11 protein-coding genes are annotated in these 11,437 nt (G+C 44.5%); 5 read left to right on the top strand and 6 right to left on the bottom strand.

Features of this window, described 5'->3' with window-relative positions:
* Positions 1-77 precede the first annotated feature (77 nt).
* Entirely contained in the window at positions 78-716 is a 639-nt protein-coding gene (locus GTQ48_RS11575; protein WP_032094950.1) for a DUF2959 domain-containing protein, read from the bottom strand.
* A complete protein-coding gene (locus GTQ48_RS11570; RefSeq protein ID WP_032094951.1) occupies positions 713-955 on the bottom strand; it encodes a hypothetical protein in 243 nt (80 codons plus the stop codon). The genes GTQ48_RS11575 and GTQ48_RS11570 overlap by 4 nt, the downstream gene beginning before the upstream one ends.
* 201 nt (positions 956-1,156) lie before the next feature.
* Here GTQ48_RS11570 and pip point away from each other — a divergent pair, with 201 nt between their 5' ends.
* The 3 genes from pip (at position 1,157) to GTQ48_RS11555 (ending at position 3,588) form a co-directional block, all read left to right on the top strand.
* Entirely contained in the window at positions 1,157-2,134 is a 978-nt protein-coding gene (gene pip / locus GTQ48_RS11565; RefSeq protein ID WP_163106854.1) for a prolyl aminopeptidase, read from the top strand.
* Complete coding sequence (gene dtd, locus GTQ48_RS11560) at positions 2,131-2,568, top strand: D-aminoacyl-tRNA deacylase (RefSeq protein ID WP_163106853.1); 438 nt, start codon at positions 2,131-2,133, stop codon at positions 2,566-2,568. Before pip ends, dtd begins: the two co-directional genes overlap by 4 nt.
* A gap of 105 nt (positions 2,569-2,673) precedes the next feature.
* Complete coding sequence (locus tag GTQ48_RS11555) at positions 2,674-3,588, top strand: bifunctional GNAT family N-acetyltransferase/hotdog fold thioesterase (RefSeq protein ID WP_163106852.1); 915 nt, start codon at positions 2,674-2,676, stop codon at positions 3,586-3,588.
* A gap of 102 nt (positions 3,589-3,690) precedes the next feature.
* On the opposite strand, the gene rpoH is transcribed toward GTQ48_RS11555, so the two are convergent.
* Positions 3,691-4,548, bottom strand: coding sequence for an RNA polymerase sigma factor RpoH (rpoH, locus tag GTQ48_RS11550; protein WP_163106851.1), 858 nt, complete (start codon positions 4,546-4,548; stop codon positions 3,691-3,693).
* A 593-nt stretch (positions 4,549-5,141) separates the two neighbouring features.
* On the opposite strand from rpoH, the gene GTQ48_RS11545 reads away from it, so the two are divergent.
* On the top strand, positions 5,142-6,368 hold the full coding sequence (locus GTQ48_RS11545; RefSeq protein ID WP_163106850.1) for an EAL and HDOD domain-containing protein: 1,227 nt from the start codon (positions 5,142-5,144) through the stop codon (positions 6,366-6,368).
* 329 nt (positions 6,369-6,697) lie between these two features.
* On the top strand, positions 6,698-7,939 hold the full coding sequence (locus GTQ48_RS11540) for an EAL and HDOD domain-containing protein (RefSeq protein WP_163106849.1): 1,242 nt from the start codon (positions 6,698-6,700) through the stop codon (positions 7,937-7,939).
* A gap of 72 nt (positions 7,940-8,011) precedes the next feature.
* On the opposite strand, the gene ftsX is transcribed toward GTQ48_RS11540, so the two are convergent.
* From ftsX to ftsY, 3 genes are read right to left on the bottom strand one after another with little or no spacing between them, the layout of a single operon-like run.
* The gene (gene ftsX, locus GTQ48_RS11535) at positions 8,012-8,992 is read right to left on the bottom strand and encodes a permease-like cell division protein FtsX (RefSeq protein ID WP_163106848.1); all 981 of its coding nucleotides are present in this window, start codon (positions 8,990-8,992) and stop codon (positions 8,012-8,014) included.
* A complete protein-coding gene (ftsE, locus tag GTQ48_RS11530) occupies positions 8,989-9,696 on the bottom strand; it encodes a cell division ATP-binding protein FtsE (RefSeq protein ID WP_032094959.1) in 708 nt (235 codons plus the stop codon). The genes ftsX and ftsE overlap by 4 nt, the downstream gene beginning before the upstream one ends.
* Positions 9,697-9,721: 25 nt before the next feature.
* Positions 9,722-11,434, bottom strand: a complete 1,713-nt coding sequence (gene ftsY, locus GTQ48_RS11525; protein ID WP_163106847.1) for a signal recognition particle-docking protein FtsY — start codon at positions 11,432-11,434, stop codon at positions 9,722-9,724.
* Positions 11,435-11,437 lie beyond the last annotated feature (3 nt).

Below are 11,437 nucleotides of genomic sequence, written 5' to 3'. Positions count from 1 at the left end.
TTTGATAAGTTACAGTCCCGATTTAGCTAACGCTCTTTGTCATTGGCCTTGTAAACCTGTAGTTCGGGACTTGTCCCCTAGTTTTTCATAGACGCTATAAATGCATCTGATTCTGCTATGGCAGAGTTCATCTGGCTAAGCAGTTGAGCGACATTGTCTTCAATAGTCGAGAGCTCGCCTTGAAGGGCACCAATAGCGCTGGCGTTTAGATTGTGCTTTAAATAAAGCACATTATCTTGAAGCGCATCTAGCACGGGCGGCATTTTACTCTCGGCTTTGCGCATAGCACTCATCAACGACGAATAACGACGCTGAGTTTCACGAAGCTTGGCAGCACTATCTCGCTTTAAAGAACCACTTTGATATTTTTCTAGCTCTTCTTGCCACTCATCAAACAGGGCTTCTGCTACGCTTTCTACCTTATCAATGCGCGCCGTTACTTCTTCTGCAGCGGCGACACTGTCTTGATACTGGCCATTTAGATTGTCGTAAACGTCTTCTAATTCACCACCATCAAATGCTACCGCAGCACTAAACGCTTCTAGTGCAGAGCTAAATTGCTCCTGCGCGTCTTCTTGAGATTCTTTTGCATTGTCGACACGATCAACAAGAATGTCTCGCTTTTCTACACCCACTTTCTCCCAAGCTGCATAGTACGCAGACTGACAGCCTGTAAGAGTCAGTGCCGCGACAAACACGGTTGCTAGTAATCTCATACGGTTACTCCACCTCTATAGCGTGCTGCGCTGATAATACTGATTAAATGCAGTAATGCGCCTAAGGGCCAAAATATGATAGCAAGCACGACAGTTGCCGCTAGCGCATAAGACACACCCACGGTAATAAAGAAAAACAACGCTGCTAAAATTCGGCCTTGGACCAAATGTCCCAACCCGGGAATAAAAAAATTACAGATAGCGGCAATGACATTACCACCCGATCCTTGACCTGCCATATAAACATCCTCGCATTTATGACTATAATATGATTAGCTAGTGTAACACTTGCGCGGTACTAACCCCCTTATCATTTAGGCGGTTAAAACGTGTTAAGCACTGCGCATCTTGTTAAACACTGCACAGTGTGTCGGCACGCGACAGCATGCATAATAATAAACTAAACTAAAACAGGCACTCGCACAACGCGTAGAAATATAATGAAACGACTTTATCCGGATGTAACCCGCTATGACGACGGATTTATTGATGTAGGAAACGGGCACTCCCTGTATTTTGAGCAGAGCGGTAATCCAGATGGAATACCCGTCCTCTTTATTCATGGTGGACCTGGCGCTGGACTCCCCCCTAATTATAAAAGCTTCTTTGACAGCAACAAGTACCGCATTATTGGCTACGAACAGCGCGGTTGCGGGCGATCCACTCCCTTAGCAGATACCAACAATAACGATACGTGGCTAAACGTAGACGATATTGACACCCTACGCAGTCACCTTGCTATTCCAGAATTTTTATTGTTTGGCGGCTCATGGGGGTCAACACTTGCGCTTCTATACGCACTAAAGTATACCGCCCATGTATCTGGCTTAATTTTACGAGGTGTCTTTCTTGCTCGCCAACAAGACAGGGAATGGTTTTTATCTCCACACGGATGCGCAGCCCAACTTTTCCCCGAGCATTATCGCAAGTTCACAAAAGACATCCCCGCGCCATTGAACGCAAATGCAGTATGCGAATATTACAGCGCAGTATTGAAGTCAAACAACGATGTACTCAAACATGCTGCGTTGCGACGCTGGTATCAGTGGGAAGAGCGTTTATCTAGGTTAAGCTTGCCGCCGGGAGTCGGTGAAGCCCATTGCCACTATCCCATGCACCTCGTTACGTGCTTAGCAACATTAGAGTGTCACTTTTTGTCCAACAAATGCTTCATTCCTGAAAACTACATCATCGACAATATTGATAAAATAGCGCATATCCCGGGCACGATTATCCACGGTCGCTACGACATGATATGTAAAACGGAAGCTGCTGAGACCTTACATAAAGCGTGGCGGCAAAGCCAACTACAAATAGTACCGGATGCAGGTCACAGCACCTCAGAGCCTAGTATTGGCTATGCGCTTTGCAGGGCAACAAGAGACATGTCACGATTTCTCAAGGAGCAGACCCAGTGATAGGACTAATTCAACGCGTATCTGAGGCAAACGTTACCGTAGACAACAATATTATTGGTGAAATCGGCCATGGAATGCTTGTACTTCTGGGCGTAGAAAAAGACGATGGCGACGCTGAAATTGAAAAACTCGCAAATAAACTCTGCCGCTACCGCATGTTCAGCGATAGCGATGGGAAAATGAACCTGAATATTGAACAGGTGGAGGGTGAAATACTGGTTGTGTCTCAGTTTACTTTGGTAGCAGATACACAAAAAGGCAATCGACCTGGTTTCTCTCGTGGCGCATCACCTGCCCATGGCGAGGATATTTACTCACGCTTTGTTGGCGCACTTAAACAAAAAGGAATGCGTGTTCAAACGGGGGAATTTGGTGCCGACATGAAGGTGGGCCTCATTAATGATGGTCCGGTAACCTTTCAATTTCATGTATAAGCCATAACGGCTAGGGCAGCCTTTATTTGCTTACATAATTAAACTTGTACCCATAGCGCGGTTACGTTTAAATACCAAGTCGACTTTAAAAAAGGCCAGTTTATTGTGTACAAGGTTGTAACACCGAAAAGTGATGCAGAATTTGAAGCCTATTTTCATTTTCGTTGGGAGCATTTGCGTCAACCGTGGAATTTCCCCCCTGGCTCAGAGAAAGACGAATACGAACAAGTTGCAGAACATCGTATTATTACCAATAGAAAAAACGAAATTGTTGCCTGCGGCCGAGTGCATTTAAATACCGCAGAAGAAGCGCAAATAAGGCATATTGCCGTTCACAACGACCATATGCGTAAAGGCTTAGGTAAAATGGTGATGGTTGCGCTTGAGAATGTAGCCAAAGACCTCGGCGCAGTGCGTGCTGTAACAAATAGCCGTGAAATCTCCATTGATTTTTTTGCCTCCTGCGGTTTTGTTGTTGAACGAGAAGCACCCAACGAACTGGGCATGCTAAAGCGCCAGCAGATGGTGAAAAAATTCACAGAAAATAATACGCTGGTGCTTCACCCTAAATGGTGTAAAGCACTTCAGGAAACCTGGTCGGAAACTATCCCTATCACTGAACACATGGGTATTAAATTGTATCAGTACACGGGACGAACGCTGGAAACCAGAGCCTCATTAAACAAAAACATTAATATTCACGGCACCATGTTTGCGGGAAGTATTTTTTCATTAGCCACACTCACTGGCTGGGGACTCATATACCTTCAGCTTAAAGAGCGTGGTTTAAGTGGTGATATTGTATTGGGCGATGGGGATATTCATTACCACAAGCCAATTACAATGAAGCCAAGAGCTATCTGCAATATCGAAACACTGTCTGGCAAATTTGCACCGCTGCAAAAAAATAAAAAAGCCCGTTTCGAGCTCAGCGTGGCTATTCTTGATAACGATACCGCAGTAGCAGAATTTGAAGGCGTATTTTGGGTGCTTCCGCCTGAGGTATCCGATAAAGAATAAAGATAAGACATAAAGACATAAAAAAAGCGCCTACTGATGAAGTAAGGCGCTTTTATTGTTGTCTTTGATCTAGGTCAGCTCAACTAGCCACCCCTAAATTCGTTAGGCTGCAACCATTGCTGCTTGCAGTTTTTTCATCGCGTTCTTTTCAATCTGACGAACGCGTTCTGCAGAGACTTCGTACTTATTCGCTAAATCTTGCAACGTAATTTTGTTATCAGCCAACCAGCGTGTTTCGATAATATCTTGGCTGCGCTCGTCCAGCGTTTTAATCGCTGAATATAAACGTTTGCTTGCTGCGGTATCCCAATCGTTATTAATAACGTCAGTTTCTACATCAGCAGTTTTGTCTTCCAAAAATTGGACAGGCGCAAAGTTGCCGGTTTCGTCTTCGTCGGCCGACAAATCAAATGCCTGATCTTGGCTGCTCATGCGTGCTTCCATTTGCAGCACTTCCTTGGTACTCACACCAAGTTCGTTCGCTACGGTTTGCACTTCTGCGTGGGTAAACCAACCTAGGCGCTTTTTCGCTTTGCGCAGGTTGAAGAAAAGTTTACGCTGAGCTTTTGTTGTCGCCACTTTAACGATGCGCCAATTTTTTAATACAAACTCATGTATTTCGGCTTTTATCCAATGAACGGCAAAAGAAACTAAGCGTACACCCACCGTAGGGTCGAATCGCTTAACCGCTTTCATTAGACCAATATTGCCTTCTTGAATAAGATCAGCTTGCGGTAATCCATAACCTGAATAAGATTTTGCAATATGCACAACAAAGCGAAGGTGCGACATCACTAATTGACGCGCTGCCTCTAAATCTTCGTCTTCGCGAAGGCGTACAGCTAACTGACGCTCTTGGTCGGCAGTAAGCATATCAATGCGACCTACAGCCTGCATGTAGCCTTCGATGCTACCGCTGTGTGGCACTGATAACGCCATTGATTGCAAGTTGTTGCTCATTGTTCACCTCATTAATCACCGTTCTTCACTACTTATGTAATGTGAACTGCGAGAGACCTAAATAAAAGAAAAGAAGCCCAAACGATATGTTGGTATGGGGACAACTGTTACAGTATCAAGACCTGTAAATCAAAAAAAAGTTCAAATCCCTAACAACATATCATCAAATACCAATGATAAAATATCTTTACCGACATTTTCAATATGTATACGCCAATTTCAACACTATTACCGCGTTTCAATATTAGGTCTTTAACATTACCTAAGTATACCGCAATTCCGTATAGATCGTTCACTTTTGGTCTCACTTAATTGCGGCTTAGCGATATAGTAAACGCAAAAGTTAACAATAGACGTCGATAATGAAAGCAAACAACAAGCTTAAAATAAGAGCCCACCTAAGAACAAAGATAAGAGCAAAAATAACAGATAGTAGAGTAAAACGTTGTACACGTTTAACCCAGCATGTAATCTTGTTGTTATATAGTGTGATATTGAGTGAACTGTACTGTCATCTCGCGCATTTATATGCAGTAACAGGCATTAAAAACAACAATAACCTCATTGCCTAGAAAGATTGCTCAAGGATAATTATGTTTGCATACGTCGCCAGACAGCCAATATTTAATGTAAATAGGGAAGTTTACGCTTACGAACTGCTCTTTCGCGTAGGTGAAGATAATTGCTTTCCAGACATTCCTCCCGACGAAGCAACGTCTAAAATACTCACGTCTACACACCTTAGTCTTGGTATTGAAGAAATTACTGGGGACAAAAAAGCCTTCATTAACTTTCATCGCGATACGCTCATGTTTCGTTTTCCTACCTCACTAGACGCCAACAAAGTGGTTATAGAGATTGTAGAAACGGTCAATGTAGATGATGCCCTTGTAGCCGCGTGCAAACACATTCGCGGGCTAGGCTACCCCATTGCCCTTGATGATTACGACATGCATGGTAAGTGGGAAGCTTTTATGCCCTTTACTAGCGTGGTTAAGATTGATATTACAGAGATAGCTCACGACAAAATTCCTGCGCTAGTGGAACGCTTTAAAGCGAACAAAATGAAGTTAGTGGCAGAAAAGATTGAAACCTACGAAGAGTTCCATAAGTTTAAGGAAATGGGGTTCGACTACTTTCAAGGCTATTTCCTTGCAAGGCCTGAAATTGTAAGGCATCGCAAATTAGGCCCAAACAACCTTACAATGTTAGAGCTACTGGCACTAAGTAGTGAGGCGTCTCTTGACCTTGAAAAAGTTAAAACCATCATGGAAAGAGACCCATCGTTAACGTATTTACTGCTGCGGTTTATCAACAACCCAATGGTTAATAAACGCCACACAATCAATTCGCTCAAGCACGCATTAAATTTCATGGGCGAAGTAGAAGTTAAGAAGTTTCTCTCGTTGCTTGCCTTAGCAAACCTAAGCAAAGGTCAGCCTACCGAACTCATGCAGATGGCTTTAGTTAGGGCAAAATTTTGCGAACTAGCCTACCTAGCCGTGAGCAAAAACAAGAATTCCCATACTGGTTTTTTAGCTGGTTTGCTCTCACTGCTCGACGCCATGATGGAACAGCGTATTGAGGACTTAGTTAAAAAAGTACCGATTGACGACGATGTAAAAGATGCGCTTTGCGGCAAACCCAATTTACTCAGGGAGTGCCTTAACTTGTCTCAGCATTTTGAGACCGCGCGATGGGCAGGCATTAAGCAATTTGCCGCCAAACACAAAGTTAATCAGGCCCTACTTCATAGCTATTACAACGAAGCCATAAAATGGGCGAAGCATATTCACAATGCCGCGCTTGATAAAGACTAGCACGGTCAAAAGCCTAGTTTGTTAAAAGAGCAATAGACTAAAAGAAAATTATGATGAAAGTTCATGGCTCTACATTACATTAGCCGTCATTAAATTATCGCTATTAGTATTGTGTGAAAAGGCTCATTATCATAACCTTATCGCTCGTTCTCATTCTCTACCTGCGGGTTATTTGAGCGCTAAGAACAACTATATTGAGTTAAGAATTTGGGCTTTAGGACGATAATATCTTTCTAATAGACTAAAAAATAATAAAAAGCGGTTACACATAAGCTGAGGCAATACGCCTAGTAGCAAAATATCATTTAGCGCCTTATCAGGGATCACATATGTTCGCGTTTATAGCTCGTCAGCCAATTCTAGATAAAGAAAAAAGTGTATTTGCCTACGAGCTACTTTTCAGGGATGGAAAAGGCGGCGCTTACCCAGACCATCAAGAAGAAAAGTCTAAATTTATCGCTGATAATTTTCACCCTCTCGGGCTCGATGACATTAGCGGTGAAAAAACATCGTTTATTACGTTTTCAACCGATACCCTTGTGTCGCGTTTTCCCACAAACTTAAACCCCGAGTCTGTGGTGGTTGAGCTTGCTAACCCAGCTGATACGAGCAACGGTTTATTTGAAGCGTGTCAGCATATCAAGCAAATGGGATTTAAGCTTGCCATCGACGATCCAATGATGATTGGGTCTGAACATGATATTTTTCCACTTATCGATATTGTAAAAGTAGATGTATCTAAAGCCCGTTTTGAAAACGTTGAAAAACACATCCCTCGCTATCGTGAGGAGAACAAAAAGCTTGTTGCCGAGCAGGTAGATACCCAAGACAGTTTCGCATCGTGTATCGACCTCGGGTTTGATTTCTTCCAAGGTTATTTTTTCTCTCAGCCAGAAGCGCGAATTCTTAAACAGCTGCCCGCTTCTAAAATGAATATAGTTGATTTGATGGCTGAAAGTGGCAAAGTGAATTTTGACATTGCCCGCACCACACAAATTATTGAGCGTGATGCTACGTTAAGCTTTTTGCTTCTTAAATTTATCAACAACCCTGCCATCAATAAACGCTATAAAATCACCTCCCTTAAACACGCACTAAATTATATGGGCGAGGTAGAGATTAAGAAGTTTATTGCACTGCTAAGCCTGACGAATATTGCCGACGACAAACCCCTTGAAATCATTCACATGTCATTGGTAAGAGCTAAGTTCTTTGACTTATTGGCTGAGCGACGAGGCTTTAAAAACAATCCTCCTATCGCATTTTTGGTTGGGTTATTTTCACTGCTTGAAGGGCTGCTCGATCAATCGATGACCGATATCGTTAAACAGCTTCCGCTGTCTGATGATGTTAATGACGCTTTATTGGGGAAAAATAGGGAGCTGAACAACTATTCAGCCCTTGTGCGCGGCTTCGAGAGTGCAATCTGGATGACAGTAATAAAACAGGCGAAGCTGCTCGACATCGACCAGAAACAGCTTCACGTACTGTACAACCAAGCTATTGTGTGGGGCAACGGAATTAGAAGCGCTATTTCAGCTCACTTCCCGACAGCAAAAGCCGAAGGCTAGATAACGTCAGGTTTGTGTTTATCTAGCCTCTATTGAGCTTTTATTGGGCTGTGTTGGCGCACTGCTAACACCCTATTGGGGCTCTATTTGACGGACGTGACGCTGAACCGAAATGAGCGAACCCAGTAAACCAAGTAATACAGAAAGCCCTAGCATAGTGAGTAACGCACTGCCGGTAAGCCCAGTAATATTAAACTCTTTTTGGTACATTGCGGCAAAGGTGGTAATACTGCTGTCCATCCACCATAAGATAATAATAACGGCAAACCACGCCATCAGCCCGCCTAAAAGCCCATACCAAAAACCCGTATACAAAAAGGGACGATGAATAAAGGCGTCTGTTGCCCCCACCAGCTTCATCACCACTATTTCATCGTATTTATTGAGAATATTCAGGCGAATGGTGTTGCCAATAATCAGTACAACCGCAATGAAGAGCAGCACGCCAATCAGCATCACCAAGTCACTCGCTATAGCAATAACGGCGTAAAGTCGCTCTAGCCATTCAATGTCCAACTTGCCAATATCGACCTCTCGTTGCTGCCTTAGCTTATCGAGCAACGCACGAGCGGCACTTGGCGACGCGTTTTTATCGGTAGGGGTAACGAGTACCACATCAGGTAAGGGGTTTTTCTCTAAGTACGCAATAGCATCACCCAACCCTGATAAATGCTGAAACTCCTTGAGCGCATCATCAGCGGGAATATAAACCACACTTTCAATTTCTTGCCAGGTATTCAGCCGTGTCACTAACTGCTGAGAACGGTTAGCACTTATATTGGGTGTGAGGAATAACGATATTTCCGATGCTTGCTCCCACCCCGCTGTAATTTTCTCGGTATTTTTAACCATGATGTACAGAGTACTTGGTAAGGTAATACTCAGCCCGAGCACACCAATGGTCATTAACGACGCGAGTGGCTGACGCCAAAGCTCACCTAAACTCGATAATGCTTGTCTAACATGACTCACGAAGAACATGACGAAAGCTTGCAGCACTGACACTTTTGACGAAGACGCGCCTTTTGCTCGCCCTTTAAAAAGAATACTCATCGTCGGTCACCCTCGCTGTGACTGCCGGAGAAGTCGCTATCGGTCAGCCCGTCAGTAATCATTTGCCCGTTTTTCAACGTTAGCGTACGATAACGCATGCGTGCTATGAGCCCTAAATCATGGGTAGCGATGAGCACTGAAACACCCGCCTGGTTAAAATCTTCAAACAAGCGAATAATTTCCATGGACAGTTTAGGGTCTAAATTACCGGTAGGCTCATCGGCCAGCAGTAGCGGTGGTTTGTTAACCACGGCTCTGGCGATACCTACACGCTGCTGCTCTCCGCCAGAAAGGGTAATAGGCAAACTGCGGCTTTTATCCCGTAGTCCAACCATCTCCAACGCAGCATCCACCCGCTTGCGAATTTCTTTGTGCGTATAACCTTCTATAACGAGAGGCAAAGCAACGTTATCAGCAACGGTTTTGTCCATTAACAGCTGGTGGCTTTGAAATATCATACCGATATCGCGGCGTATAAACGCGATGTCTCGTCGGGTTATTTTATTCAGGTCGTGGCCGTTAATTAAAACTCGGCCCACAGTAGGACGTTCCATAATACTAATGAGTTTGAGCAAGGTACTTTTACCTGCACCTGAATGCCCAGTTAAAAAGGCCATCTCGCCTGGCGCAATGTGAAAGTTCACCTTGCTTAATGCCCGCTGACCACCGGGATAGGTTTTGCTTACCTGCTCAAACTTTATCATTTTAAAACCCTACAACCTGAATCAACTAGCTTGCTGGTGTATCTAACTCGCTAAACAGGGCGTCAATAAACTCTTCGCCATCAAACTGGCGTAGGTCGTCAATACTCTCGCCCACACCAATGTACCGTATAGGAATACCGAACTGATCTGCAACTGAAAAGATAACGCCGCCTTTTGCAGTGCCATCTAACTTAGTTAACGTTATTCCGGTTAAGCCCACCGCTTCGTTAAATAGCTTGGCTTGGCTAATCGCGTTTTGCCCTGTTCCGGCGTCTAGCGTTAACATAACCTCATGGGGTGCATTAGGGTTAAGCTTTTTCATTACCCTAACCACTTTTTTGAGCTCTTCCATCAGGTTGTCTTTGTTTTGTAAGCGTCCTGCCGTATCGGCAATCAGTATGTCCGACCCGCGAGATTTGGCCGCTTCCAATGCATCGTAAAGCACTGAAGCACTGTCTGCACCGGTGTGCTGAGCAATAACTGGAATGTTGTTGCGCTCGCCCCATACTTGAAGCTGCTCTACTGCAGCGGCACGGAACGTATCCCCCGCGGCTAACATGACTTTTTTGCCCTGCTGCTGAAACTGCTTGGCCAGCTTTCCGATAGTGGTGGTTTTACCGACGCCGTTAACGCCAACCATAAGAATAACAAACGGACCCTCATCAGCATTGTGCTTTTGTAACGCGTCGCTTAGCGGTACATTCACATTCGCCAACATGCCTGACATTTGCTGCTTTAAAATATCTAGCAAAGCTTCAGCGTCTTTAAGATCTTTACGAGAAGCACTGTCGGTAAGGTGGTTGATGATTTTCTGCGTCGTATCCATACCCACATCGGCAACGAGCAGCTGTGTTTCTAAGTCTTCGTAAAGCTCATCATCAATGGCTTTGCCTTTAAATAAGCTAACAATGCCGCTACCAAGGTTTTCTTTGGTGCGCGATAGGCTTTCTTTTAAACGGGCAAATAAGGATTTCTTTTCTTTGGCTTGCGGCGTCCCTTTTACTTGAGGCTCTAATTCAGCTTCGCCGTGCTCGCCGTCAATCGCCTCTTCTTCTGCGCTAACTGAAGTATTCGCTTCAGCAGTGGCTTCAGTACTGGTAGTAGATGAAGCGTCAGCGTTAATTTCTGCTGCAGTATCGGCCAAGGCTTCAGAGGTAAGAGAATCAGAGGTTTGTGCCTCAGAAGATGAAGTATCAACAATTGAAGCGTCAGCTTTTTGCAAAGCTTTTTCTTCTGCAAGCACTTCTGCTTCAACACTGGCCGCTGAGGCATCATCTAACGGCGTTGCTGCTTCATCAACAGACTTTGAAACAGACGCGCCTGCTTTATCAGATGAAAAATCTAAAGGCTGCTTTTCTTCACTTTCTACAGCGTCAACAACCGTATTGTGAATCGCTTCGTTCCCGTCAGTGGCAGTAGGCGTAATTTGAGAGGCCGCCTCTTGCTGCTCTACATTTGCCGTTGTCTGGGTAGCTATTGTCTCAGCAGGTTTTTCTGACGACTTATCGTCAAGCGGGTTTTCACCAACAGCCTCGACTTTTTCTGTCTCGGCGGTTTCAACCTTCGCCGCATCGACTTCGGTGCTCTCTACCTCCGAGCTCTCTACCTCCGAGCGCTCTACCTCTTTTTTGTCGGCAACAGGGTTCGCCGCTTCCTGTGCAGCCTGCTCTTTTGCTTGCTGCTCTTTTTGTTTCTCTGCTTTTTTGTTCTTGCTGAACCAGCCAAAGAGTTTCGACATTGT

Source organism: Alteromonas genovensis, from assembly GCF_010500895.1.
Lineage (GTDB): Bacteria > Pseudomonadota > Gammaproteobacteria > Enterobacterales > Alteromonadaceae > Alteromonas > Alteromonas genovensis.
Note: the sequence above shows the minus strand (reverse complement) of the source record. Positions and strands in the feature narration are given on the sequence as shown.

Coding starts and splice junctions, on each gene's coding strand:
- GTQ48_RS11575 (WP_032094950.1), bottom strand. CDS start 716: ATGAGATTACTAGCAACCGTGTTTGTCGCGGCACTGACTCTTACAGGC.
- GTQ48_RS11570 (WP_032094951.1), bottom strand. CDS start 955: ATGGCAGGTCAAGGATCGGGTGGTAATGTCATTGCCGCTATCTGTAAT.
- pip (WP_163106854.1), top strand. CDS start 1,157: ATGAAACGACTTTATCCGGATGTAACCCGCTATGACGACGGATTTATT.
- rpoH (WP_163106851.1), bottom strand. CDS start 4,548: ATGAGCAACAACTTGCAATCAATGGCGTTATCAGTGCCACACAGCGGT.
- GTQ48_RS11545 (WP_163106850.1), top strand. CDS start 5,142: ATGTTTGCATACGTCGCCAGACAGCCAATATTTAATGTAAATAGGGAA.
- GTQ48_RS11540 (WP_163106849.1), top strand. CDS start 6,698: ATGTTCGCGTTTATAGCTCGTCAGCCAATTCTAGATAAAGAAAAAAGT.
- ftsX (WP_163106848.1), bottom strand. CDS start 8,992: ATGAGTATTCTTTTTAAAGGGCGAGCAAAAGGCGCGTCTTCGTCAAAA.
- ftsE (WP_032094959.1), bottom strand. CDS start 9,696: ATGATAAAGTTTGAGCAGGTAAGCAAAACCTATCCCGGTGGTCAGCGG.
- ftsY (WP_163106847.1), bottom strand. CDS start 11,434: ATGTCGAAACTCTTTGGCTGGTTCAGCAAGAACAAAAAAGCAGAGAAA.